We start from the raw sequence: 25,629 nt of genomic DNA, 5'->3' as shown, positions 1-25,629 counted from the left end.
CTGCCAACCGGACGCGCCCGGCGCAACTCACCGCTCCGCATTCGGTCCGCGGTGGGTCGCTCCCCGGTGCAGCGCCACCCGCGTGATCGCGTGATGCTCCACGCCGAGCACCTCGGCCGTCCAGCCGGAGAGCGCCACCCGGTCGCCCGGTTTCTCCGGGATCCGGCCGAGGAGCACGAGGATCAGTCCCGCGATCGTGGCGTACTCCCCCGGCGGCGTGTCCCGCAGTTCGACCCCGACGTCGACGAGGTCGTGCACCGGGAAGGTGCCGGGCAGGACCAGTGAACCGTCGTTGCCGTCGCGGACGGCCAGCACGTCGCGGTCGGTCTCGTCGTAGATCTCACCGACGATCTCCTCCAGCAGGTCCTCCAGGGTGACCATGCCCGCGACGGCGCCGTGCTCGTCGACGACGAGCGCCATCTGCTCCCGCTCGGCCTTGAAACTCCGCAGCGCGTCCGACACCCGCAGCGAATCGGGGAACACCACCGCCGGCCTGACGGCCTCGGCGAGGTCTTCGTGGTCACCGAGCAGGTCGCGCAACTGCACGACCCCGACGACGTCGTCCAGATGGCCGCCGCGGGCGACCGGTGCCCGGGAATGGCCGGACTCGGCCAGCTCCCTGCGCGCCGACTCGAGATCCAGCTCGGCCGCGAGCGTCAGCACCATCCGGCGGGGGACGAGTACTTCCCGCAGCCGTCGTTCGTGAATCTCCAAGGCGCCGTTGATGATCATGCGCTGCTCGGCGTTCAGGCCGCGTTGTGCCGAGACCAGCTCCCGCAGCTCCTCGGGTGACATCTGCTCCGGATCGGCTTCCGCCCGGCCGCCCAGCGTCCGTACGACGAAATTCGTCGACACGCTCAGCGCCCACACCACGGGCCGCGAAATCGCCGACAACAGGTTCAGCGGGCGCGCGACCAGCAACGCCCACCGCAGCGCGTTCTGCATGGCCAGCCGTTTGGGCGCCAGCTCACCGAGCACCAGCGTCAGGAAGGTGAGGACCATGGTCACCAGCGCGACGGCCACCGCCCCGGCGGCGTCACCGAGGAAATTCAGCAGCGGCACCAGGGGCTGGGCGAGGGACACCGCCGCCGTCGCCGAGGCGAGGAACCCGGCGAGCGTGATGCCGATCTGGATCGTCGCCAGGAAGCGATTCGGATCGCGGGCGAGCCGCACCAGCGTCCGGGCCGAGGCGCGGCCGTCCCGTTCCAATGCCCGCACTTGCCCCTCGCGCAGCGAGATCAGCGCCATCTCGCTGCCCGCGAACACCGCGTTGAGCACCACCAGCACCGCGACCAGCGCGATGTCGAACCCGTAGCCGCCCACAAGCACTCCCCGGCCCGCCGGAAGTGCAGAACTTTACCGAGGGGGAAGCGCGTCCGCAGCCATCGGAGCGGCTCGCTACTGACACGTCGTTCCGATACCTTCGAAGGACCCGCACGGACGGAGTCCTGATGTTCACTCTCAAGACCGCTCCCGCACGAACCTTCCGGCGCCGGGCGGAGAAGATCGCCAAACCGGTCACCCGCTGGAGCATCGGCCACGCGCTCCCCCGCGTCGCGCTTCGGGCCGCGGCGCGCCGGGGTGATCTCCAGGGCAGGCTTTCGGTCGAGGCGAGCGGCGGAGCGGACCTCACCGGGCTGTTCGACGAGATCCGCTCGCACGGCGCCATCGCCACCACCCGGGTCGGGCACGTGAGCACCCGGCATGGGGCGTGCAAGGAGATCCTGACCGACGACGCGTTCAAAACCGTGCGATTCGTCCCGGACAACCCGCTGCTCAACCGGCTCGTCGCCTGGTCGTCGTCCGGCCTGATCCATCCGATAGAGCCGCCGTCGCTGCTCGCGAGCGAACCGCCCGACCACACGCGCTACCGGAAGCTGGTCACGCGGGTCTTCACCGCCCGCGCCGTCGAGCAGCTACGGCATCGCACGCAGGCGATCACCGACGAACTGCTCGACGGACTCGACCCCGAGAATCCCGTCGACCTCATCGAGCGGTACTGCGGCCTCTTGCCGGTCACCGTGATCAGCCAGATCCTCGGCGTCCCGCTCGAAGAACGCGACAAGGTGCTGGCGCTGGGCGGTGCCGCGGCCCCGAGTCTCGACCTCGGCCTGCCGTGGCGGACTTTCCGCACCGTGGAAGCGACCCTGGCCGAGTTCGACTCGTGGCTCACCCTGCATCTGGAGAAACTGCGGGCGAACCCAGGCGACAACCTGCTCAGCAAGCTCATCGCCGCCCGTGAGGACGGGGTGGGCCTGACCGAGCGGGAACTCAAGGCCACCGCGGGACTGGTGCTGGCGGCCGGCTTCGAAACGACCGTCAACCTCCTCGGCAACGGCATCGCCCTGCTCACCCGGCATCCGGGCGAACTCGCGAAACTGCGCGCGGACCCGGATCTGTGGAGCAACGCCGTCGACGAGATCCTGCGCTACGACCCGCCCGTCCTGCTCACCGGCAGGCTCTGCGCGCGCGACACCGAGATCGGCGGGACACGCGTCGCCCGCGGGGCGATCGTGAGCACCGTGCTCGCGGGCGCCAACCGGGACCCGGAGATCTTCGACGACCCGGCCACCTTCGACGTCGAGCGCGCGAACGCGCGCGACCACGTGTCGTTCGGTGCCGGGCGGCATTACTGTCTCGGCGCTTCGCTGGCGAGGATGGAAGGGGAAATCGGGCTGCGGTCGATCTTCGCACGCTTCCCCGACCTCCGGCTGCTCGACGGGGCGCGGCGGCGGCAGACCCGGATCCTGCGCGGATTCGAGACACTCCCCGCCGCGCTCGCGTGAAGGGATCGGTGTTCGCTCAACTTCTTCGCCGCCACACCACCGGAACCGCCGGCAGTACCAGTGCCCCACCGATCCACGGCACGCTGCCGGTGGCGACCGGCGAAGCTCCACAAAGGACGGCGAAATCCGTTCACGGGTGATCGACGCTGTGACGTCACACGCGTGACGACGGACCGTGAAGGCAAGAAAGCCCCGGATGTGCCCGCCTTCGCCGATACCGGGTGCGCGCCGAAGTCGTCGACCTCGTGGTCACCGGTCCCGGTATGACTCCGTTCAGTGCGCGAGTGCTCACCGAAGACGTCGGCCGTCACGCAACGGGCACGGTGGTACCCGCCGACGTCGTCCTGAGGACCTTCCTGTTCCGCCTCGCCGACTGACCTCGGGATCATTGCCCGACAGCATCGTATCGCTTATCGTATATGAAATTCACCCCCCGATGCTGCGAGGTGACCTCGTGACCACCGCCACCGCCGATCCGACGACCACCACGGTCGCGCGAGATTTCACCGATTTCCGCACGGTGGTGTCGCAATCCTTCGTGCCGCTGCACGTGACGAGCGAGCACCGCGACCAGTTCCGCGGCCGTATCCGCACCTGCGGCGCCGACGACGTCCAGCTCACCGAGGTGACCGCGTCGGCGCACGTGGTCGAGCGGACACCGGAGCTCATCGCCAGGGCGGACCGGCACTACTACAAGCTGAGCCTGATCCTGGCCGGGACCGGCCTGCTGGTGCAGGACGACCGCGAGGCGATGCTGCGCCCCGGTGACGTGGCGTTGTACGACACGCACCGGCCGTACACCCTGGCGTTCGAAGAGGACTTCCGCACGCTCGTGGTGATGTTCCCGCAGCGGCTCATCGATCTCCCCCGCGACCTGGTCGGCCAGCTGACCGCGGTGCCGATGTCGGGCAAACGGGGCATGGGCAACGTGGTGGTGCCCTTCCTCGCGCAACTGGGCAGCAACCTCGACCAGCTCGGCGGGCCGGCGGGCGTCCGGCTCGCGCATACGGCGGTCGATCTGCTCGCCACCCTGTTCGCCAGCGAACTCGACCTCGCCCGCTCGACGGCCGGACCGCACCACGAACTGATGCGCCGTGTCCTCGCCTACATCGACACGAACCTCTCCTCCACCGACCTCGGCCCCGCCCAGATCGCCGCCGAGCACTACATCTCCACCCGGCATCTGCACGGCCTCTTCCACGAACAGGGCACGACCGTCTCGAGCTGGATCCGCACCCGGCGGCTGGAACACTGCCGCCGCGAATTGCTGGACCCCGTGCACACTTCCCGGCCCGTCGCGACCATCGCGGCGAAGTGGGGTTTCGTCGACGCACCGCACTTCAGCCGGGTGTTCAAGACGGAATTCGGCTGCTCGCCGAGCGAACTGCGCCGCGGCTTGACCGTGAGCGATCGGTTGTTGCCACCCAGCGCGTGAGGGCTGGCCCTTCCGGGGCGGTCACCTCGACGATGACCGCATGCCCGAAGCACCAGAGGAACAGTGGCGCACCTATGACGAGTTCGCCGCCGGAATAGCCACCTACCGCCTGCCGAACGCGGACCTGTCAGGACGTGCGCTCACCGTCACCCTCGATGACGGAACGACGCTCGCGCTGCGATTCGAGGACGCCGAAACCGTTTCCTGCAACGGCATCAAGGATCCGTACGACGCGGTCGCCGTCCGGGAAGACGTTTTCTTCGTCAATCTCCCACACACCAGCGTGGAGGGTGAAGCGCTCACCGTCGTCTTCTCCACGACGACGCATCGCGCGCTCGCCGTGCGCTCGGTCATCGGCGCCGACGACGTCGAGGGCGTTCCCCGTGTCTCCCAGACGTTCTGGTCCGGCACGACCGACGCGGGCACGCCGACCGGCGAGGTACCGGGACCGTCGCGCGATCTGATCGGCAAGCGCAACATCTATCGTTACAGCCCGGAACACCTTTACGAGCACGTGTACGTGTCTTCGCAACGCTATGCCTGGCAATGCCTCGAAGGTGTGCAGCGCGGCCACGGGGACATGGACCTGTCGACGGTGTGGAAGTTCCAGGACGGGCTCTACCTGTTCTGCTTCCGCGAATTCCGCATCGCCGTGGCGAGTGTGTGGCTGCACGATCTCGGCTACGCGCTGAAGACCACCGGCGTCTTCCTCGGCCTGACCGGCGACGGCCGGTCGGAACACTCCCGCGCGGGCGGGCACATCTACCCGCTCGGCGCCGTCTCCTACCCCGACGCGCAACCGGTCTGAGCGCCCTCGATCGCGGCAGCGGTTCACCAAAGACCTCAAGGAGCTCGAATGTCCAATGCAGACATCATCGCCGCGCATTACGCCGCGAGCGACCGCGGCGACCTGGCGGGCATGCTGGCCCCGCTCGGCCCCGACACCACCTGGACGGAGGCGGCCGGTTTCCCTTACGCCGGCACCTACACCGGCCCGGAGGAAGTGCGCGACAACGTCTTCGGCGCGATCGCGAAGGACTGGGACGGCTACACCTTCACCCTCGGCGACCTGTTCGACGCCGGTGACACGGTGATCGGCCTCGGGACCTATCAGGGCAAGCACCGCGAGACCGGTCGCTCGTTCACCGCCCGGGTCGCGCACGTGTGGCGGTTCGACGGCGGCAAGGTGCTCTCGTTCGAGCAGATCGTCGACTCCGTGCCCGTCGTGGACGCCTTGGAGAACCGGTGAGACCCGCGCGGCGCCTCGTCGCCCTCGCCGCCGCCGTCCTGCTCGCCACGGCGGGCTGCGCCGGGGCCGAGAGCGGTTCGAGCGGACCGATCGTGGTCGGTTCGGTCAACGCGCTCAGCGGCGCGGCCACCTTCCCCGAGGCCTCTCAGGCGGCCAAGGCGGTCTTCGACGCGGCCAACGCGAGCGGCGGCGTGAACGGCAGGCAGATCGAGTACAAGGCCCTGGACGACAAGGGCGACCCGGCGGCGGCCGCCGCCGCGGCCCGTGAGGTCGTCGGCCGCGACGAAGCGGTGGCGCTCGTCGGCTCGTCCAGCCTCATCGAGTGCGAGATCAACAACAAGTACTACGAGCAGCAGAAGATCCTGTCCATGCAGGGCATCGGCGTGGACCCGGCGTGCTTCACCAGCCCCAACATCGGCCCGGTCAACGTCGGCCCGTACCACGACATGACGCTGACCCTGCTCTACGGCTCGGAAACGCTGAAGCTGAACGACATCTGCGGACTGCTGGAGATCGCGGGCAACACGCTGCCGTCGTACCAGGCGGCCATCGACGAGTGGTCGGCCATCACCGGCAAGAAGCTCAAGTACCTCGACGCGACCGTGCCCTACGGTGGTTCCGACTACACCTCCTACATCGTCAAGGCCCGCAACGCCGGCTGCAAGGCGATCACGGTGAACCCGGTCGAACCGGACTCCATCGGGCAGCTCAAGGCCGCCGCCGCGCAGGGGTGGAACGACGTCACGTGGCTGCTGCTCACCAGCGTCTACAGCGAGAACTACGCCAAGGCCATCACCAACGCCGGTGCCGGGGTGTACGTGCCGGCCGAGTTCTACCCGTTCACCGACTCGACCAGCCCGCAGAACAAGGACTGGCGTGAGCTGATGACCAAGAACAACATCCCGCTGACCTCGTTCAGCCAGGGCGGTTACCTGGCGGCGAAGTACTTTCTCGACGTCGTCAAGGGGATCAGCGGGGACGTCACGCGTGAGTCGGTGACCAAGGCGCTGCGCGAGATGAAGCCGATCACCGACCCCATGGTCGGCACACCGTACGTCTTCGGTCCCGGCCAGACCCACCACGACAACACCGCGGGCTGGCCGATCAAGCTCGCCTCCGGCTCCAACAAGTGGGAGCTCGTCGCCGACGATTGGCTGCGGATTCCCAAGAAGTAACGGGAGAGGTAAGTGGCGGGTCGCGGGGGTCGTGAGTGGTGATCGGGGTTCCGACCCGAATCACCACTCACGACCACCTGGACCGGACGGCCATTTGCCCCTCCCTCTCACCCAGGAGGAAATGATGCTGCAGGGAGCGCTGGCCGGCCTGGCCGCCGGCGGACTGTACGCGGTGTTGGCGGTCTGCCTGACGCTGATGTCGCGCCTGGTGCGGGTGGTGAACTTCGCCCAGTCCGCCACCGGGATGTTCGGCTGTTACGTGGCGGTGTTCCTGTCCGTCCACGCGGGACTGCCGACGTGGCTCGCCACGGTGGCGGGGATCCTGCTCGGCGGGCTGCTCAGCGCGCTGCTCGGCTGGATCGTGTCCACCTGGCTCGCCGAGGCGGACACCGGTACCCGCTCGGCGGTCACCGTGGCGGTGCTGCTCCTGCTGATCTCGGTGTCGTTCATCCTGTTCGGCAACAAACCGCAGCCGTTCCACCCGATTCTCGACGGACCGGCGGTCACCGTGGGCGGGGTGGTGATCAGCCAGGTCACCGTGGTCACCGTCGCGCTGGCGGTGCTGGTGGCGGTGGCCAGCCGGATCGTGCTGAGCCGGACCTCGGCGGGAGTCCAGCTCAGGGCGCTTTCGGAACGTCCGACGACGGCCGAACTGCTGGGCATCCCGGCGAAACGGCTCAGCGTCGCGGTCTGGGCGGTCACCGGGGTGGTCAGCACGCTGGTGATCTCGATCGTGGCGCCGTCGCAGTCCAACGACGCGACTTCGCTGGCGATGCTGGTGGTCCCCGCGGCCGCGGCGGCCCTGCTCGGCGGGTTCCGCCGTCTCGACTTCGCCGTCGCGGGTGGGCTGGGCCTCGGTCTGATCCAGGGCGCCGCCGCGCAGGTCGACGGCCTTTCGGTGGTGCGGTACTTCCTGCCGTTCGCAGTGATCGTCGCGCTGCTGCTCTGGTCGCAGCGCAAGGAGGTGTGGGATGCGGCTCGCTGAACGAGGAATGCCGTTCGTCGTCGCGTTGGTGGCGATCGCGGCGGGTTACGGGCTGAGCGTCGGGCTCGACGGGTATTTCGTGTACCTCGGCATGAGCGCCGTGGTCGCCGGGATCTCGCTGCTCGGGCTGGGCGTGGTCACCGGGAGCGCGGGAATGATCTCCCTGTGCCAGCTGACCTTCGGCGCGGTCGGCGCGTGGACGGTGTCCGCGCTGAACGAGGCACAGGCGCCCGGCGGGTTCCTCACTTGGCTGCTGCTCGGCGGTCTCGCCGCCGGGCTGGTCGGGGTGCTCGTCGGACTCCCGGCGTTGCGGCTGCGCGGGATCAATCTCGCCGTCGTCACCCTGGGGCTCGCCGCCGCGGCCGACCTCGCGCTGGTGCAACTCCAGTTCCCCGGCGTCGCCGGCGGGATCTCGGTCGAACGGCCCGACGCGTTCTCCGACGACCGGTCCTACTTCCAGCTCGCCATCGTCGTGCTGGTGCTGTGCTGCCTGGCCGTCTACTTCCTGCGCCGCGGGCGCTGGGGCAGTGCCTGGCAGGCGGTGGCGTTCTCCGAACGCGGGACGGCCGCCGCCGGGACGAGCGTGCGGATGTCGAAACTGACCGCGTTCGCGGTGAGCGCCACCCTCGGCGGGATCAGCGGAGGCCTGCTGACCGGACAGGTCGGGCTCGCCTTCCCGGCCAGTTTCACCGCGATCCAGTCGCTAGCGCTGTACGTGCTGGCGATCATGTCGGGCGCGCATCTGATCGACATGGCCGTGTTCGGCGCGGTGCTGTGGGTCGGTGTGCCGGAACTGCTGAAGCGCTGGGGAATCCCGCAGGACTGGGGTTTCGTGGTGTTCGGCGTGCTCGGGGTCCAGGCGCTGGCCAGTGGCGGGAACCTCGGCACCACGGTGCGGAACGTCTGGTACCGGCGGTCCAAGAGGGAACCGGCGAAACTCGACCTCGCCGCCGAGACCACGGACGTCGAGGCCAAGGCGCCCGGCCCACCGGTGCTCACCGTGCGGGGGCTGAGCGTGAACTTCGGGCACGTGGCCGCACTGTCCTCTGTGGACATAGCGGTGCCGGAACACGGGGTGCTCGGCGTCATCGGGCCGAACGGCGCGGGCAAGTCGACGCTGGTCGACGCGATCAGTGGCTTCCTCCCGAACGCCGAGGGCCGGGTCGAACTCGGCGGCGCCCCACTGACCGGATCGCCGTCGAACCGGGCCCGCGCCGGCCTGCGCCGGACGTTCCAGCAGGACCGCGTCCCGCCGGGGCTGACGGTCGGGGCGTACCTCAAGTTCCTGGCGAGGCGGCGGCCCACCGACGGCGAGATCGGCGAGGCACTGGACTTCTTCGGCTGCCCCTCCGCCCGCACTCCACTGTCGCAAGTGGACGTCGGCGCGCGCAGGCTGGTCGAGGTCGTCGGACATCTGCTGGCCAGGCCACGCGTCCTGCTCCTCGACGAGCCGGCCGCGGGACTTCCGCACGAGGAGCACGTCGCGTTCGGGGAACGGCTGCGGCAGGTGCCCGCCCGGTTCGGGGTGTCGGTGCTGCTCATCGAGCACGACCTCGACCTGGTGCGCTCGGTCTGCGAGACGATCACCGTCCTCGACTTCGGCCGCGTCCTGGCCTCCGGCCCGCAGGCCGAAGTGCTCGCCGATCCGGCCGTGCTCAAGGCGTACATGGGTGAAACGGAGCTGTTGTGAACGCGTTGCGGATAGCTGGACTGACGGTCACCCGCGGCGCCGGGCCGGTGATCTCCGGCGTCGACCTGACCCTGGAACCGGGCCGGATCACCGCGCTCGTCGGCCCCAACGGCGCCGGGAAGACCAGTCTGCTGGAGGCCGTCTCGGGGGTGGTGCCCGCCTCGGCAGGCACCGTCCACATCGGAGCAGACGAGATCACGAAGCAGTCGCGCGTCTCCCGCGCGCGGCGGGGGCTGGCGCACATCGAGCAGGGCCGCGCGGTGTTCGGCAGCCTGACCGTGCTGGAGAACCTGATGCTGACCGCGCGCACCCGCGCGCGGGCGGACGAACTCTTCGAACTGTTCCCCGAGCTGGAGAAACGCCGCGACTCACCGGCGGCACTGCTCAGCGGGGGCGAACAGCAGATGGTGGTGCTGGCCCGTGCCTTCGCCGCGCGGCCGTCGTTCCTGCTGATCGACGAGATGTCGCTGGGACTCGCGCCCGTGGTGTTCACCCGGCTGCTGCCGATGGTGACCCGGTTCGCCGAGGAGGGCGCGGCGATCCTGCTCGTCGAGCAGTTCACGCATCTGGCCCTCGGGGTGGCGAGCGACGCGCTGGTGGTGTCTTCGGGACGCGTCACCTATGCGGGTTCCGCGCAGGGCCTTCTGGACTCCCCCGGCACCCTGCACTCGGCCTACCTGGGCGAATCCTGACCGTTCGGAAGTCCGTGAAGGCCTCCTTGAGGGACTCTGGGTCCCTCAAGGAGGCTCGGAGTCATGGGGTTGTTGCAACACCGTCTGATGGGGGGTGGGGTTGTGCGGGTTTATCGGTGGTTGCCGCGGTCGGTGCGGGTGGGGTTTTGGGATCAGGTCCGGGCCGGGGTGGCGGCGAAGCCGGCGGCCCGGGCGGTGGGGCTGTCCCCGACGACGGGGGTGCGGTTGTTCCGGCAGGCTGGCGGGGTGATCGGTAACGCACCTGCTCGGCCTGGTCCGGTCCGGTTGAGCCTGGCCGAGCGGGAGGAGATCGCCTGCCTGAAAGCCGCGGGCCAGGGGCCCCGGGCGATCGGGCGGGCGATCGGGCGGCCGGCCTCGACCGTCTCTCGCGAGCTGGCCCGCAACACCGGTTCCTCCGGCCGCTATCGGGCTGTCAGCGCCCAGCACACGGCCGAGAACCGCGCGAAACGCCCGAAGGTCGCGAAGCTGGCCGCGGACACCGTGTTGCGGGAGGTGGTGCAGGACAGGTTGGACCGTAAATGGTCCCCGCGTCAGATCGCGCGGAGACTGGTGCTGGAGTTCCCCGACCAGCCGGAGATGCGGGTGTCCCACGAAACGATCTACCAAGCACTGTATGTCCAGGGAAAAGGCGCGCTGCGCCGCGAACTCACCCAGGCGTTGCGGACCGGGCGGGCACTGCGGATGCCCCGCCGGCAGGCCCAGGCCCGCCGGGCCCGGCCCGCGGGCAGGATCCCCGACATGGTCAACATCTCCGAACGGCCCGCCGAGGTCACCGACCGCGCCGTCCCCGGGCATTGGGAAGGCGACCTGATCCTGGGCAAGAACAACAAATCCGCGATCGGGACCCTGGTCGAACGATCGACCCGGTTCGTGATGCTGCTGCACCTGCCCCACGGACGCGACGCCGCCACCGTCGCCGCCGCCATGACCGAGACCATCCAGACGCTGCCGCCGCTGCTGCTGAAATCCTTGACCTGGGACCAGGGCAAGGAAATGGCCCACCACAAAAAGATCACCCTGGCCACCGGGATCGACATCTACTTCTGCGACCCACACGCACCCTGGCAACGCGGAACCAACGAGAACACCAACGGACTACTCCGCCAATACTTCCCCACAAGCACCGACCTGTCCCAGCACACCGCCGCAGACCTCGCACGAGTCGCCGCCGAACTCAACGGCCGCCCCCGCGAAACCCTCGACTGGCACACACCCGCCGAAGCCCTCGAAGCACTACTCTCCAACCAACAAACAATGCGTGTTGCAACCACCATGTGAATCCGCCAGGCCTTCACGGACTTCGGCAGGGGTGAGGCGGCGGCATAGCGGGTGCAGGAGGCGTGAAGCTCCTTGTGGGTTGTTGAGCCCACGCCAGACCCTTCGGCGATTTCGCGCCCGCCTCCGGCTTCAGTACGCCACGGTTGCCTCACCCCTCAATGAGAACCCATGCCCGCCCGTTCGAAGGCCAGCGTCGGCAGATCGACGACGTGGGCGCCGCCGTCGGCCACGATCACCGCACCGGTGATGTACGAAGACTCCGAAGACCCCAGGAACCGCACGATGGAGGCGATCTCCTCCGGTTCGGCGGGACGGCGGAGCGGGACCTCGGCGGTGACCCGCCGGTAGCCCTCGGCGTGACCGCCGTCGAAGCCCGCGGCCTCGGCGAACTGGTCCATCTCTCCGTCCGCCATCGGCGTGCGCACCCAACCGGGGCAGACCGCGTTCGCGCGGACGCCCTTCGGCCCGTAGTCGCGGGCGATCGAGCGCGTCAGGCCGATCAGCGCGTGCTTGGCGACGGTGTAGCCCGCGACGTTCGGCCCGGCGAACAGTCCGGCCAGCGAGGACACGATGACCACCTGACCACCGGTTTCGACCAGCGACGGCAGCGTCGCCCGGCAGAACACGAACGCGCTGGAGAGGTTCGAGCGCAGGGCCAGTTCCCACTCCTCGTCGCCGGTGTCGACCACCGAAGACAGGCCGTGCCCGCCGGCGTTGGCCACCACGACGTCCAGCCTGCCGAACCTGCCGACGATCTCGGCCACGGCGTTCTCGGTGGCTTCGCGTTCGCTGGCGTCACAGGTGACGACGTACGCCCCGGTTTCCGCCGCCACCTTTTCCAGCGGCTCGCGCCGCCGTCCGAGCACCACCACCTGGGCACCCTCGTCGGCGTACCGGCGGGCCACCGCGGCACCGATACCGGTACCGCCACCCGTGATCGCGACAACCTTCTTCACTTGCGGAGTCCTTTCTAAGCGGGAAAACCGGAACGGGCCGAGACGCCGAAATCGGCGAGCACGGCCTGGCCGTTGACCGTCCGCGAACGCGCGGACGCGAGATGGAGCACCTGCCAGGCGACTTCCTCCGGAGCCTGCACCGGGAACGCGGGATCGTCGAGCGCTTCGCCGAGATCGCCGCGCGCCATCGGGGTGTCGACCACCGAGGGACAGACACAGTTCACCCGGACGCCGGGAAGGTCGACCGCCAGGGCCCTGGTCATCGCCACCACGGCCCCCTTCGAAGCGCAGTACGGCACCATGCCGGGCGCGCTGGTGAACGCCGAGTCGCTCGCCAGCAGGACCACCGAACCACCCGACGCGGTGAGCCACGGCGCGGCGTGTTTGACCAGCAGGAACTGGCCGGTGACGTTGACCGCCAGGAGCGCGGCGAAGTCCGCCGCCGAGGTTTCGGTGACCGGTGTCCCCACCGGGCCGGAGATGCCGGCGCAGCCGACGACGACGTCGAGCCCGCCGAACCGGTCGGCGACGGCACCGACGGCGGCGGCCACCGACGACTCGTCGGTCACGTCGGCCTGGACCGCCAGGAGGCCGTCGGCGAGGGTGGGCACCGGTGCCCGGTCGAGGGCGCCGACCCGCGCGCCCTCGGCGAGGAAGGCATCGACGCAGGCAAGGCCGATACCGGACGCCGCGCCGGTCACCAGCACGGCCTTGCCCGCGAGATCCAGTCGCATGGCGCCATCCTCCGGTCCGGGCCGCGACCGGGGCTTGGCCATCAGTGCACCCTTCTTGTCCGCAGCCGCACGGCGGCCTTTTCAGCCGGGGGCGGACCGGCAAGACTGCGAAGCATGACCAGGCCGCATCCGCTCGACCCGTTGACCGCCGACGAACTCACCGCAGGCCGCGCGATCCTGGACGGCGAGGGCCTGCTCACCGAGACCACGCGGTTCCCGGCCGTGCTGCCGGTGGAGCCGGAAAAGGGCGACGCCGCCCCCGACCGCCGCGTCCAGTACACGCTGCTGGACACCGCGACCGGCCAGGCCCGCGACGTGGTCGTTTCGCTGGCGAAACGCGAAGTGGTCTCCACCGAGGACTGCGGCGAAGGCCAGCCCGCGTACCTGTTCGAGGAATACGACCTCGCCGCGTCGATCACCAAGGCGTCGCCGCAGTGGCAGGCCGCGATGGAGCGGCGCGGGCTCGGCGACCGGATCGGGCACGCCTTCTGCGCTCCCCTGGCGCCCGGCTTCTTCGGCAGGGCCGACGAGACCGGCCGGGTCATCCGCTCGCTGACGTTCCTGCGCGACGACGAATCCGACAGCCCCTGGGCACATCCGGTCGAAGGTCTGATCGTGCACATCGACCTGACCGGGCAGCGTGTCATCCGGGTGGAGGACGAAGGCGACGTGCCCGTCCCGCCGGAGCACGGCCGCTACGACGACGTCCCGGCCCGCACCACCCTCAAGCCGATCGAAATCACCCAGCCGGAGGGCCCGAGCTTCACCATCGACGGCAACGAGGTCAGCTGGGAGGGCTGGAAGCTCCGGGTCGGCTTCAACGCCAGGGAGGGCCTGACCCTGCACGGGATCTCGTTCCAGGACCGCTCGGTGCTCCACCGGGCCTCGGTGCCGGAAATGGTGGTGCCCTACGGCGACACCGCACCCGGCCGGTTCTGGATCAGCTACTTCGACGCGGGTGAGTACCTGCTCGGCAAGAACGGCAACGACCTGCGGCTGGGCTGCGACTGCCTCGGCGTCATCCACTACTTCCCCGCCTTCGTCGCCGACGACCACGGTCACCCGGTCGAGATCCCGCGCGCGATCTGCCTCCACGAGGAGGACTACGGGATCCTGTGGAAGCACACGGATCTCGCCGGCCGCGCCGAGGTGCGCCGGTCACGGCGGCTGGTGATCTCGTCGATCTCCACCATCGGCAACTACGATTACGGCTTCTTCTGGTACCTCTACCTCGACGGCACCGTGGAACTGGAGGCGAAGGCCACCGGCATCGTCTTCGCCGGCGCCGCGCACCCCGGCACGGAACATCCGCACGCCAACGAGATCGCGCCCGGCCTGTTCGCGCCGGTGCACCAGCACCTGTTCTGCGCGCGGCTGGACGTGGCGATCGACGGCGAACGCAACTCGCTCGTCGAGGTCGACGTCGAACGGGTGCCGATGGGCGAGCGGAATCCGTACGGGAACGCCTTCACCTGGAAGGAGACCCCGCTGCGCACCGAACGGGAGGCGCGGCGGCACGCGGATCCGGCCAAGGCACGGGTGTGGGAGATCCGCAGCGCGGACCGGACCAACCGGCTCGGCTCGCCGACGGCGTACCAGCTCGTGCCGAGGCCGTCCGCGACCCTGATGGCGCAGCCGGAATCGACCGTCCACCAACGGGCGACGTTCGCCTCCCGGCACCTGTGGGCGACGCCGTACCGCGCGGACGAACGGTTCCCGGCCGGCGACCGGCCGAACGCGCATCCGGGCGGAGCGGGCCTGCCCGCCTGGACCGCCGCCGACCGCGACCTCGTCGACACCGATCTCGTGCTGTGGCACGTCTTCGGCCCGACCCACATCCCGCGTCCGGAGGACTGGCCGGTCATGCCGGTCGACTACTCCGGTTTCTCCCTGCGTCCCTACGGCTTCCTGGACCGCAACCCGGCCCTCGACCTGCCTTCCGGCGCCTCCGGCGAGCACTGTTCCGCCCACGAGCATCAGGAACCTGTCGGCGGAGCCGAAGATCTACCCCGAAAAGCGACCAATGCGTGAACCCGCCCTGCCGACGTCGATCGCGGACGCGGGTTCATCACCAGACACTAGGACTCATCGATGCCCGAACTGACCCTGTCCGACACCTCCACCTGGCTGCCGCTGGACGGTCTGGCCCCCGGTTTCGACGCGAACAAGGCCCCCACGGTCGGGGACCTGCACGGCCGCGCCTTCGAGCTCGCCTGTGAAGACGGCACGGCCTTCTCCGCGGCCTTCTCGGGCACCCGGATCGAATGGAGCTACCACGGCACGGGTACCGACCGCTGCGAGACGTTCCTGGTCGACGACGACCTGTACTACGTCCAGTTCCACCCGCAGGCGCGGCAGGACGAGGCGTTCACGCTGCTGCTGGACCTGCGCCGCGGCCGCGCCCTCCTGGTGCTGAGCAAGATCGGCGACACCTCGCCCCGGGTCACTCAGTCCTTCGTGGCCGCCACGATCGGCGGCGTCGAACCGACCGGGGAGCCGCTCGCCCCGACCACGTCGCTGGTCGGGCGCCGGGTGCTGTGGGTGTACAGCACCGAGCACGCCTACGAGCACGTGTACCTCAGCCCGCACTGGTACACGTGGCAGTGCCTCGCCGGTCCGGAGAGGGGGCTCGCGGACACCGACGAGAACTCGGTCTACGAACTGCGGCCGGGGATCTACGTCTTCGCCTGGCGGGAGAAAGTGATCCCGTGCGCTTCGGTGACCGTCGCCGACCACCGCGACGCGAAACGGCTGCGCTCGCACGGCGTCCTTTTCGGACTGGACGCCACCGGGAACACTCCCACCCACTTCACCTTCGGCGCGCACGGCAAGCTGCTGAGCACCACCGTGCACCCCGAGGCGTACGACCCCGCCGGGAGCTGAGCCTTGACCGCCGACATCGTCTTCACCAACGCCACCGTGTACACAGTGGACGGTGGCAGGCCCTGGGCCTCCTCGCTGGCGATCAAGGACGGCAAGGTGCTGGCCCTGGAGGACATCGAACGCGGGCCGAACACCGAGGTCGTCGACCTCGAAGGCGCTTTCGTGATGCCCGGCCTGGTCGACGTGCACAACCACCACGCCCTCGCCGGTCGCGCCGCCCTGTTCGAACTGAACTTCGGACCGGACGCCGGACTGGACGACATCCTCGCGGCCGTCCGCTCGCGGGCCGCCGGGCTCGGGCCGGACGAGTGGGTGGTCGGGGGTGCCTGGGCGTCCACTTTGGTCAGCGCCCTTTCACGGTCTTCGGCCCGGCACGCGCTCGACGAGGCCGCCGGCGGGCGGCCGGTCATGCTCTCGGACGACAGCAGGCACAACCGCTGGGTGAGCAGCCGGGCGCTGGAACTGGCGGGGATCACCGCCTCGACGTCCGACCCGGCGGGCGGGGAGATCGTCCGCGATCCTTCCACCGGCGAGCCCGTCGGCGTCCTGCTCGAGGCGGCGGGGGTCGCCGTCGAGCGGGCGCTCAGCGAGACCCGGACACTCACCGCGGCCCAGCACGTGGCCGCGTCACGGCACGGCATCGGCACCCTGCACTCCTACGGCGTGACCGCGTTTCAGGACGCCGGTGTCTCCTCGGACATCCTGCGTGCGCTGAAGTCGCTCGACGACGCGGGTGAACTGCGCGCGTGGGTCGTGTCGTCGCTGCTGATCAACGACCCGATCTTCGGTTTCGACCCGATCGGGGCACCGCTGCTGGAGGTCGCCGGGCAGTACCGGAGCGAGCATCACCGGCCGGACTTCGTGAAGATCTTCCTCGACGGTGTGCCGCCGACCAGGACCGCCGCGTTCCTGGAACCGTATCTGCCCGACGCCGCCCACGGAGCCTGTCACCACGGCGCCACCACCATGCCGGGCGAAGAACTCGTGGGCTGGCTGCGCACCGCGGCCGCGGCCGGGCTCTCGGCCAAGGTCCACTGCACCGGGGACGCGTCGGTGCGCGCGACGCTCGACGCCGTCGAGAAGCTGCGCGCCGAGGGCTTCACCGAAGCGCGGTTCCAGGTCGCGCACGGGCAGTTCGTCCACCCCGACGACCTTCCTCGCTTCGCCGCGCTCGGCGTCGCCGCGGACATCTCGCCGTTCTTGTGGGTGCCCGGCGTCATCCCGGCGGCCATCGCCGAGGTGCTGCCCGGCGACCGGGCGGGGCGGATGCAGCCGAACCGGTCGCTGCTGGACGAGGGCGCGCTGGTCGCGGGCGGTTCGGACTGGCCGGTCAGCGAATCCCCGAACGCTTGGGAGGGCATCCACGGTCTCGTCACCCGGCAGGACCCGACCGGCACCTTCCCCGGAGCGCTGTGGCCGGAGCAGGCGATCACCCTGGCCGAAGCGGTCGAGGTCTTCACACTCGCGGCCGCCCGTGCGATGGGGCTGGGCGACGTCACCGGTTCGCTGGTCCCCGGGAAGTCGGCGGATTTCGTCGTCCTCGACCGTGATCCGTTCCGGACCGACGCGGCCGCGCTCGTCAAGACAAAGGTGACACAAACGTGGTTCGCCGGGCACCGCGTGTATCACCGTGCCTGATCTCCTACACTGGTAGAAGAACCAGTGCGGGAGGTCTGCCGATGCCGAAGATCATCGACCACGACGAGCGGCGTAGCCATATCGTCGACGTCACCTGGGAGTTGATCACCCAGGGCGGGATCGAGGCCGCCACCATGCGTGAGATCGCGGCGGCCGCCGGCTTCGCCAACGGCGCGCTCAAGCTGTACTTCCCGAGCAAGGAAGACATCATCCAGGCCACCTACGAACGCGCGCTCGGCATGATGCGCGAGTACGTGGAGCTGGACGAGCTGCGTGGCCTCACCGCGCTCCGCGAGCTGTGCGTCTCGTCGATGCCCATCGACGAGGACCGCATCGCCGCGGGGCGCGTCCTGCTCACCTTCTGGCAGCTTTCGCTGACCAACCCCAAACTGCAGGACAAGTACCTCGAGCACGTCCGCTCGTGGCGGGGGCTGCTGCACCGGTATCTCACCGAGGGCCGGGAGGACGGCGACATCGTCTCCGAGACCCCCGACGAGCAACTGGTCGACGAGATCGTGCTGATCAACGCCGGGGCGAACGTGATGAGCCTGGTCGCCGGGGAGTTCTCGACGATCGCTTTGCAGCGGCAGCACCTGGAGTCGTTCTTCGAGCGCCTCACCCGCCCCTGACGCCTTGGCCGCCGCTGGATGTCGTGAACGCCCCTTTCAGGACACTTTCGGTCCCGAAAGGGGCGTTCCTGCCGATACCGCAAGTAGGTGACTAATTGCGGAGGTCGAAGACCCGGGTGAGGAAGCTCGCCACGTGCCGGTGCGAGCGCGGCGAAGCCGGAAGATCCGTGTAGAGGCCGTAGAACCCGTGGATCTGGCCCGAATACCGCGTCAGCTCGACCTGTGTCCCGGCGTCGGTCAGCCGCCGCGCGAACTCTTCCCCCTCGTCCCGCAGGACGTCGTACTCGGCCGTGAGCACCAGCGCCGGCGGGAGCCTCGTCAGGTCGGAGGCCCGCAGCGGCAGCAGATACGGATCGTTCAGCTGAGCCGGATCCGACACGTACTGCTCGAAGAAGAACCGCATCGCCCCGGCGGTCATGCCGAAACCTTCGGCGAAGTCCGCATAGGACCGGAAACCGTCGTCCGGATGACCGTAGACCGGGCAGATCAGCACCTGCGCGGCCAGCGGCGGGCCGCCCCGGTCACGGGACATCATCGAGACCACCGTCGACAGGTTGCCTCCGGCGCTCTCCCCGCCGATCGCGATCCGCCCGGCATCGACCGCAGGGCCCGCACCACCCGAGGCGAGCCATTCGACGACGGCGTAGCAGTCGTCCGGGGCCGCCGGGAACGGATGCTCGGGCGCGAGCCGGTAGTCCACCGCGACGACGGCGACCCTGGCCACGTTGCACACCGCCCGCGACGCGACCTCGTTCTCGTCGATCGAACCGATCGTCCACCCGCCGCCGTGGATCCAGACGAACGCGGGCACCGGACCGGCCGACTCGGGCAGGTAGAGCCGCACGCGCACGCCGGAGGGCAGGACGTGGTCGGTGACCGAGGCGACCTCTTCGACGGAATCCGGGCGTCGCCACGAAGCGGCGAAGGCGGCACGCAACTCGGGAGCCGTCAGCGGCCCGACCGGCGCCTCCGAGGGGGCGCTGCGGGCGAGCAGTTCCTTGACGGCCGGATCGAGGGTCACGGTCACACCGCTTCCGCGACGAGCACCCGCGGGCTGCCCGGCAGCGCGAGCCGGTCGGTGACCCGCCAGCCCGCCCCGCTCAGCCATGCGCGGACCTCTGCCTCCGGGTAGACGACCGTCCCGTCGATCACCAGGTACTCCCCCGCGTGCAGCGCGTCGATCGACCGCTGGACCGCGTCGTCGTCGAGGAAGAAATCGAGCAGCAGCAAAGTCGCCCCCGGCGCCGCCGCGGCGCGGGCGTTGCGCAGGATGTCCGCGTTCTGCTTCGCGTCGAACCGGTGGACGACGTGGTTGACCATCACCAGGTCGAACTCGCCTTCGGGGCGCGCGGTGGGTGTTTCCGCGCCGACGACGGTCGCCCGGTCCGCCAGGCCCGCGTCGGCCACCGCGGTGGTGACCGACTCGGTGAAGCCAGGAGCGAAGACGAACGTGGTGTGCAGTTCCGCGGTGGTCTTCATGGCCTCGACCGCGAACGCGCTCGAGAGGCCACCCAGGTCCAGCAGCTTGCGATGGGAGCCGAAATCGAACGCGCCGGCCAGCATCTTGGCGTGCAGGGCGTTGTACGTCATGACGCCGGACATGAAGGTGCCCCAGCGCGCGTCGTCCATCTCCAGCTTCCCGGGTTCGCCACTGTCGGCCGTGTGCCCGAATTGCAGCCAATGCGGGTAGCTGATCGAGTCCAGGAAGGTCAGGAACGGCGCCAGGTCGAGGTCGCCGCCACCGAGGTACTCCGCCGCGTCGGCGGCGAGCTCGTACCGTCCGTCCACACGGGACAGCAGGCCGAGTGATGACATGGCGTCACCGAGGATGCGGGTGATCTTCTCCGGCTTGCCGGTCTTCCCCGCCAGTTCCGCGGCCGTCAGCGGCCCGTCGGCGAGCGCGGTGAACAGGCCGATCCGGCTCGCCGCGAAGAGTTGCTTGGCCGCCATGTAGCCCACGGCGATGTCCACGATCCGCTCGGGACCGGCAGTCTTGGTCGACCCGCTCACGGGTGCCCTCCTTAGCTCGTTTCCGCCGAGAGTCTACAGGTGTAGACAAAAGAATCCAGTGCAAGTTTTCGCCTACCACCAGGAAAAACCTGCCGGATATCAACTTCCTACATTCGTAGAATATACCCATTGACAGCACCCCCGCCCAGTGTCAACATGCGTAGAACTACCCCCGCCGGAGGCCCGTTCCCCGGCAGTGCGGTCCGCTTCGGGCGGGCTCGGGAAAGGGGATTCATGACCCTGCTCGAATTACGAGAACTGACCGTCGGCGTGATCGCCGACGAAACCGAACGCGAACTGGTCCGCGAACTCTCGTTCGACCTCGAACAAGGCCGGACACTCTGCGTGGTCGGCGAATCCGGCAGCGGTAAAACGGTGACGGCCTTGTCGGTCATCCGGTTGCTGGAGTTCGTCGCACCGGTGTTCACCCGCGGCGCGATCACCGTCGACGGCGTGGACGTCACACGGCTTTCGCCCGACGAGATGCGCGCCTACCGCGGCCCGCGGATCGGCATGATCTTCCAGGAGGCGCTGGATTCACTGAACCCGAGCCAGCGGGTCGGCAAGCAGCTGATCGAGGCGTACCGGAAGCCCGGCTCCCTGCCGCGCCAGGCCGCGCGCAAGGGCACTCCGCTGCACCGTGAGGCCGAGGCGAAAGCACGCGGCCTGCTGAAGGAGGTCGGGCTCACCGACACCGACCGGGTGCTTTCCTTGTACCCGCACCAGATGTCGGGCGGGATGCAGCAGCGGGTGATGATCGCGCTGGCACTGATGGCCGACCCGGCCCTCCTGATCGCGGACGAGCCGACCACCGCCCTGGACGTGACCACGCAGGCGGAGATCCTCACCCTGTTCGACCGTGTCCGCCGCGATCACGGCACCGCCTGCGTCTTCATCACGCACGACATGGGGGTGGCCGCGCAGGTCGCCGACCGGATCGCGGTGATGTACCGCGGCGAACTCGTCGAGATCGGGTCCACAAAGGACATTTTGCACGCGCCGAAACATCCCTACACGAAGGCGTTGCTCGACTGCGTCCCCCAGCTCGGCGTGAGCAGGCGCGACGGTTTCCCCACCATCTCCGAAGCGCTGCTCGAAGCCGCGATGAACGGTGAATCGGCGGTGGCGACCGAAACCAGGTCGTTGAGCCGCGTGAAAACCGAAGGCGCCGGCGAGGGCACCGCCCTCGTCATCGACGCGGTGTCCAAAGTGTACGGACGACGCGGCCGCTTCTCGCTGAGCCGCGAACCCGGAGTGCACGCGGTCAAAGACGTGTCGCTGGAGATCGCGCCCGGCGAGTTCTTCGGCCTGGTCGGGGAATCCGGTTCGGGCAAGACCACGCTCGGCAGGCTGGTGAGCGCGCTGGAGACACCCACCGGAGGCACCATCACCTTCGGCGAGCACCGGTGCACGCCGTCCGGCCTCGACGGCGACGAGCGCGCGTTCCGCCGCCGCGCCCAGCTCATCTTCCAGGACCCGCAGAGCTCGCTCGATCCCCGGCACTCCGCCGCCCGGATCATCGCCGAACCGTTGCGGGAACTCACCGGCCTCCGCGGCGCCGAACTGGACCGCCGCGTCACCGAACTGATCGACGAGGTCGGCCTCCCGTCCGACACCGCGAAGAAACTGCCCTCGCAACTGTCCGGCGGGCAGCGGCAGCGCGTTTCGATCGCCCGCGCGATCGCCGCCGAACCCGACCTCATCGTCGCCGACGAGCCCACTTCCGCGCTCGACGTCTCGGTGCAGGGCCAGGTGATGAACCTGCTGCTGGAACTGCGGCGCACCCGCGCGCTCAGCTTCCTGTTCATCACGCACAACCTCAGCCTGGTGCTCTCGGTCGCCGATCGCGTCGGCGTGATGTACCGGGGCGAACTGATCGAGATCGGCGACCCGGACGAGATCCGGCTTCGCGCCCGGCACGAGTACACCCGCCGTCTCCTCGCGGCGAATCCCGAACTGCCCGCCCACCCCCACACTGGAGTGCGGAACCCATGAGACGAACCTTGACCAAGGCCGCGTTGGGCCTGGCGACCGTCCTGCTGATCAGCTCGTGCATGGGGAGCCAGGCGGGCGGCGGGGCCGCCGATGGTCCCCCGGTCCGCGGGGGCAACCTCGACGTCGCCGTGCCCACCGACCCGCAGTCCCTCGACATGGTCGCGAACCCCGGTCAGGTGACCGCGCACATCGGCAACATGATGTACGAGAAGCTGTTCGAGGTGGACCGCGGGTTCACCACCCGGCCCATGCTGGTCGAGGACTACACCACCAGCCCGGACAGGCTCACGTACACCTTCAAGCTGCGCCAGGGCGTCACCTTCCACGACGGCAGCCCGCTGACGTCCGAGGACGTCGTGGCGAGCCTCAAACGATGGCAGCAGGTGCACCGCACCGGACAACTGGTCACGCCGGACATCGAGGCGATCACGCCCGCCGACCCGGCGACGGTGACCATCAAGCTCAAGCAGCCACGGTATCCGCTGATCAACGAACTCGCCGGCGCGGGCACGGAGATCTACGAGGCGAAGAACCTCACCGGTGTCGCGCCGACCGGCTTCGCCCAGGACAAGGCGATCGGGACCGGGCCGTACAAGCTCAAGAGCTGGGACATCGGCCGTGAACTGGTGCTGGAGCGGTACTCCGGCTACAAGTCCCGGTCCGAAGAGGACTGGGGCGGGCAGGCGGGCGCCAAGCACGCGTACCTGGACACCGTGACCTACAAGGTGGTCTCCGACCAGGACGCGCTGATCAACGGCCTCCAGACCGGCCAGTGGGACCACATCATGCCCACGAACGACCAGTACGAGCCGCTGCGCGACAACCCGGCCGTGGTCGTGCACAACCTGCCCGGCGGCAACGACAACGTGGTGATCCCGAACTTCAACACCGGTTCGAAGTTCGCCGACCCCCGCGCCCGCGAGGCGCTGAACCTTTTGCTGGACAAGCCGGCGATCAACGCGGCGACCGGCGGCAGCAAGGACCTCACCATCGAGACCGGCGCGTTCGCCTCACCGGACAACAAGCAGTTCTATTCGACCGCGGGCGAAGAGGTCTACAAGCGGCACGACCCGGAGAAGGCCAAGCAACTGCTGGCCGAGGTCGGGATCACGGCCGGTGCCACGATCCGCATCGTCACCACGAACTCGTACCCGGAGTTCGGCAAGTGGGCGGTGCTGATCCAGGACAGCCTGTCGAAGATCGGCATCAACACCAAGATCGACACCTTCGACTTCGCCACCATGCTCGGCACGCTGACCAAGGAACCGGGCGGCTGGGACATCACCACGCTGTTCTTCGACTCGGCGCTGACCTCGCCTGCCCAGATGCCCGCGCTCACCCTCGGCACGCTGAACGGTTCGTCCTCGCCCGAGCTGGACGGGCTCATGGCCGAATTCAACGCCTCGACGACACCTGAGCAGGCGAAGGCGGTGGTGGACAAGCTGCAGGCGTTCACCTGGAAGCAGCTGTCGGTGATCACCCTGAGCCAGTCGAAGCTCTACGCAGCCTACTCCCCCAAGCTCAAGGGCTACGGCGACTTCTACCGCGTCTTCTGGAACACCTGGCTGGCGTCATGACCGGTCTGCTGCTGCGCAGGCTGCGCGATCTGGTGATCATCCTGGCGATCGTCGGGACGATGATGTTCTTCGTCATCCGGCTGATCCCCGGCGACCCGGCGCAGGCCATCCTCGGCCCGACCGCGCGACCCTCCGACGTCGATGCCCTACGGGAGAGCATGGGGCTGAACGGGCCGCTGTGGGAGCAGTACCTCAGCTGGGCCGGGAACGTGCTGCACGGTGACTTCGGGACCTCGATCACCTATCACGCGCCCGTGCTCGGCGTCGTCGCCGACCACATCCTGCCGACGCTGACCCTGGCCGTGCTGTCCACGGTCATCAGCTTCTTCCTCTCGGTCGCGATCACCTCGTGGCAGGCGGTGTCACCGCGCAACCCGGTGGCGCGGGCGCTGGACCGGTTGTCCGCGCTCGGCATGGCGATGCCGGACTTCTGGATCTCGCTGATGCTCGTGCTGGTGTTTTCGGTGACGCTGCGCTGGTTCCCCTCCAGCGGTTACGAGAACCTGTTCACCGATCCCGCGACGGCGGTGCCCGCGCTGGTGCTGCCGCTGACCGTGCTGGTCATCGGGCAGACGGCGTTGTTCGTGCTCACCCTGCGCGAAAGCCTGCTCGGTGAACTGCCGCTGGCGTATCTGCGTACCGCGCGAGTCAAGGGATTGTCGGAGCGGCAGGTGATGACCAAGCATGTCCTGCCGAATGCCCTGATGCCGCTGATCACCCAGCTGGGCAGCAACTTCGCCATGCTGGTCGGCGGGATCGTGATCATCGAGTCCATCTTCGTCGTGCCGGGGCTGGGCCATCTGCTGATGGGCGCGGTGTCCACTCGCGACTTCCCGCTGATCCAGGGGGTGACGTTGTTCGTCGCGGTGCTGTTCGTGCTGGTCAACCTGCTGGTGGACCTGTCGTACGCGCTGCTCGACCCGAAGGTGCGTGTCTCGTGAGCGTGGCACTGGTGGAAAAGACGTCGCCGGTACGCGAAACGCCGCCGTCCGGCCGGGCGGCCAGGATGTTCCGGCGCAACCGGATGCTGGTGATCACCACCGCGTTGCTGGCGGTGATCGTCCTGATGGTGGTCGTGCTGCCGTTCTTCCTGCCGAGCGTCAGCGCGACCGACCCGGTCAACCGGCTCCTGCCGCCGTCGGCCGCACATCCGCTCGGGACCGACTCGTTCGGCCGTGACGTGCTCTCCCGGCTGGTCTCCGGCGGCCGGGCGTCGCTCGGGCTGTCCGCGCTGATCACCCTGTGCGCGGCCTTCACCGGCCTGGTGATCGGCCTGATCAGCGGCTTCTTCCGCGCCGTCGACGCGGTGCTGATGCGGGTGATGGACGCCTGGATGTCGTTCCCGGCGATCATCCTCGCGATGGCGCTGGCGATCTCGCTCGGCGCGAGCATCTGGACCGAGCTCATCGCGCTGACGGTGATCTTCACGCCGTTCACCGCACGCGTCATCCGCAGCCGGGTGCTCGGCATCGCCGGCCGCGCCTACATCGGCGCCGCGCGGGTCTCGGGGATGAGCAAGGGGAAGATCCTCCTCGTGCACGTCTTCCCGAACGTGCTGCCGCTGGCGCTGGTGCAGGTGGTGATCCTGTCCGCGGCGGCGATGCTGGTGGACGGGGCGATGAGCTTCCTCGGCCTCGGTATCGCGCCCCCGACCCCGACCTGGGGGAACATGATCGCCGAAGGCCGGTCGTACCTGGTGCAGGCGCCCTGGCTGGTGATCGCGCCCGGCGTCATGATCATGGTGTGCGTGTTCCTGCTGAACCTCATCGGCTCGTCGCTGCGGATCGCCGTCGACGCCCGCGCGCGGACGCTGAGCGAGATGCAGCGCCTGCGCACCCGCCGCCCCTCCGGCAGCTGAGAAAGGATTCCGTTGTCTGCCACTACTTCCCTTGCCGT

General features: G+C 69.1%; 23 protein-coding genes. 18 read left to right on the top strand and 5 right to left on the bottom strand.

Annotated elements, in window-relative coordinates; all coding sequences use genetic code 11:
* Positions 1-27: 27 nt before the first annotated feature.
* A complete protein-coding gene (locus P3102_RS16770; protein WP_276370381.1) occupies positions 28-1,323 on the bottom strand; it encodes a hemolysin family protein in 1,296 nt (431 codons plus the stop codon).
* A gap of 128 nt (positions 1,324-1,451) precedes the next feature.
* Between P3102_RS16770 and P3102_RS16765 the strand changes: the two genes are divergently transcribed.
* From P3102_RS16765 to P3102_RS16720, 10 genes are all read left to right on the top strand, one after another.
* The gene (locus tag P3102_RS16765; protein ID WP_276370380.1) at positions 1,452-2,786 is read left to right on the top strand and encodes a cytochrome P450; all 1,335 of its coding nucleotides are present in this window, start codon (positions 1,452-1,454) and stop codon (positions 2,784-2,786) included.
* Between the two features lie 221 nt (positions 2,787-3,007).
* Positions 3,008-3,163 carry a hypothetical protein gene (locus tag P3102_RS16760; protein ID WP_276370378.1) on the top strand — a complete coding sequence of 52 codons (156 nt, stop codon included), beginning with the start codon at positions 3,008-3,010 and terminating at the stop codon, positions 3,161-3,163.
* A gap of 77 nt (positions 3,164-3,240) precedes the next feature.
* On the top strand, positions 3,241-4,221 hold the full coding sequence (locus P3102_RS16755; RefSeq protein WP_276370377.1) for a helix-turn-helix domain-containing protein: 981 nt from the start codon (positions 3,241-3,243) through the stop codon (positions 4,219-4,221).
* Positions 4,222-4,261: 40 nt separating this feature from the next.
* Complete coding sequence (locus tag P3102_RS16750) at positions 4,262-5,029, top strand: MoaF C-terminal domain-containing protein (RefSeq protein WP_276370375.1); 768 nt, start codon at positions 4,262-4,264, stop codon at positions 5,027-5,029.
* A 48-nt stretch (positions 5,030-5,077) separates the two neighbouring features.
* Positions 5,078-5,470: a nuclear transport factor 2 family protein gene (locus P3102_RS16745; protein WP_276370373.1), complete on the top strand. Its 393-nt coding sequence runs from the start codon at positions 5,078-5,080 to the stop codon at positions 5,468-5,470.
* Positions 5,467-6,645 carry an ABC transporter substrate-binding protein gene (locus P3102_RS16740; protein WP_276370371.1) on the top strand — a complete coding sequence of 393 codons (1,179 nt, stop codon included), beginning with the start codon at positions 5,467-5,469 and terminating at the stop codon, positions 6,643-6,645. Before P3102_RS16745 ends, P3102_RS16740 begins: the two co-directional genes overlap by 4 nt.
* Positions 6,646-6,769: 124 nt before the next feature.
* Complete coding sequence (locus P3102_RS16735; RefSeq protein WP_276370369.1) at positions 6,770-7,630, top strand: branched-chain amino acid ABC transporter permease; 861 nt, start codon at positions 6,770-6,772, stop codon at positions 7,628-7,630.
* Entirely contained in the window at positions 7,617-9,320 is a 1,704-nt protein-coding gene (locus P3102_RS16730) for an ATP-binding cassette domain-containing protein (protein ID WP_276370367.1), read from the top strand. Before P3102_RS16735 ends, P3102_RS16730 begins: the two co-directional genes overlap by 14 nt.
* Positions 9,317-10,012, top strand: coding sequence for an ATP-binding cassette domain-containing protein (locus tag P3102_RS16725; RefSeq protein WP_276370365.1), 696 nt, complete (start codon positions 9,317-9,319; stop codon positions 10,010-10,012). Before P3102_RS16730 ends, P3102_RS16725 begins: the two co-directional genes overlap by 4 nt.
* A 102-nt stretch (positions 10,013-10,114) precedes the next feature.
* On the top strand, positions 10,115-11,311 hold the full coding sequence (locus P3102_RS16720; protein WP_276370363.1) for an IS30 family transposase: 1,197 nt from the start codon (positions 10,115-10,117) through the stop codon (positions 11,309-11,311).
* Between the two features lie 155 nt (positions 11,312-11,466).
* Here the strand turns inward: P3102_RS16720 and P3102_RS16715 are convergent, their stop codons facing one another.
* Both P3102_RS16715 and P3102_RS16710 read right to left on the bottom strand, forming a co-directional pair.
* The gene (locus P3102_RS16715; protein ID WP_276370361.1) at positions 11,467-12,267 is read right to left on the bottom strand and encodes an SDR family oxidoreductase; all 801 of its coding nucleotides are present in this window, start codon (positions 12,265-12,267) and stop codon (positions 11,467-11,469) included.
* A gap of 14 nt (positions 12,268-12,281) precedes the next feature.
* Positions 12,282-13,001: an SDR family oxidoreductase gene (locus P3102_RS16710; RefSeq protein WP_276370359.1), complete on the bottom strand. Its 720-nt coding sequence runs from the start codon at positions 12,999-13,001 to the stop codon at positions 12,282-12,284.
* Positions 13,002-13,115: 114 nt separating this feature from the next.
* On the opposite strand from P3102_RS16710, the gene P3102_RS16705 reads away from it, so the two are divergent.
* Genes P3102_RS16705 through P3102_RS16690 form a run of 4 tightly spaced genes read left to right on the top strand, consistent with a single transcriptional unit; the run spans position 13,116 to position 18,151 of the window.
* Positions 13,116-15,032, top strand: a complete 1,917-nt coding sequence (locus P3102_RS16705) for a primary-amine oxidase (RefSeq protein WP_276370358.1) — start codon at positions 13,116-13,118, stop codon at positions 15,030-15,032.
* A gap of 60 nt (positions 15,033-15,092) precedes the next feature.
* Complete coding sequence (locus P3102_RS16700) at positions 15,093-15,884, top strand: molybdenum cofactor biosynthesis F family protein (protein WP_276370356.1); 792 nt, start codon at positions 15,093-15,095, stop codon at positions 15,882-15,884.
* 3 nt (positions 15,885-15,887) lie between these two features.
* Entirely contained in the window at positions 15,888-17,522 is a 1,635-nt protein-coding gene (locus P3102_RS16695; RefSeq protein WP_276370355.1) for an amidohydrolase, read from the top strand.
* A gap of 41 nt (positions 17,523-17,563) precedes the next feature.
* Entirely contained in the window at positions 17,564-18,151 is a 588-nt protein-coding gene (locus P3102_RS16690) for a TetR/AcrR family transcriptional regulator (protein ID WP_276370353.1), read from the top strand.
* Between the two features lie 91 nt (positions 18,152-18,242).
* Here the strand turns inward: P3102_RS16690 and P3102_RS16685 are convergent, their stop codons facing one another.
* Both P3102_RS16685 and P3102_RS16680 read right to left on the bottom strand, forming a co-directional pair.
* Positions 18,243-19,178, bottom strand: coding sequence for an alpha/beta hydrolase (locus P3102_RS16685; protein ID WP_276370352.1), 936 nt, complete (start codon positions 19,176-19,178; stop codon positions 18,243-18,245).
* On the bottom strand, positions 19,175-20,161 hold the full coding sequence (locus tag P3102_RS16680) for a methyltransferase dimerization domain-containing protein (protein WP_276370350.1): 987 nt from the start codon (positions 20,159-20,161) through the stop codon (positions 19,175-19,177). Before P3102_RS16680 ends, P3102_RS16685 begins: the two co-directional genes overlap by 4 nt.
* A gap of 234 nt (positions 20,162-20,395) precedes the next feature.
* Here P3102_RS16680 and P3102_RS16675 point away from each other — a divergent pair, with 234 nt between their 5' ends.
* Genes P3102_RS16675 through P3102_RS16660 form a run of 4 tightly spaced genes read left to right on the top strand, consistent with a single transcriptional unit; the run spans position 20,396 to position 25,591 of the window.
* Positions 20,396-22,156: an ABC transporter ATP-binding protein gene (locus P3102_RS16675; protein ID WP_276370349.1), complete on the top strand. Its 1,761-nt coding sequence runs from the start codon at positions 20,396-20,398 to the stop codon at positions 22,154-22,156.
* Positions 22,153-23,733 (top strand): ABC transporter substrate-binding protein, encoded by a 1,581-nt coding sequence (locus P3102_RS16670; RefSeq protein WP_276370347.1) that lies wholly within the window; start codon positions 22,153-22,155, stop codon positions 23,731-23,733. The genes P3102_RS16675 and P3102_RS16670 overlap by 4 nt, the downstream gene beginning before the upstream one ends.
* The gene (locus P3102_RS16665) at positions 23,730-24,674 is read left to right on the top strand and encodes an ABC transporter permease (protein ID WP_276370346.1); all 945 of its coding nucleotides are present in this window, start codon (positions 23,730-23,732) and stop codon (positions 24,672-24,674) included. Before P3102_RS16670 ends, P3102_RS16665 begins: the two co-directional genes overlap by 4 nt.
* Positions 24,671-25,591 (top strand): ABC transporter permease, encoded by a 921-nt coding sequence (locus tag P3102_RS16660; protein WP_276370344.1) that lies wholly within the window; start codon positions 24,671-24,673, stop codon positions 25,589-25,591. Before P3102_RS16665 ends, P3102_RS16660 begins: the two co-directional genes overlap by 4 nt.
* Positions 25,592-25,629: the final 38 nt, after the last annotated feature.

The sequence above is a fragment of the Amycolatopsis sp. QT-25 genome (assembly GCF_029369745.1).
Lineage (GTDB): Bacteria > Actinomycetota > Actinomycetes > Mycobacteriales > Pseudonocardiaceae > Amycolatopsis.
The sequence above is the reverse complement of the archived record's forward strand: the minus strand, read 5'-3'. Positions and strand labels throughout refer to the sequence as shown.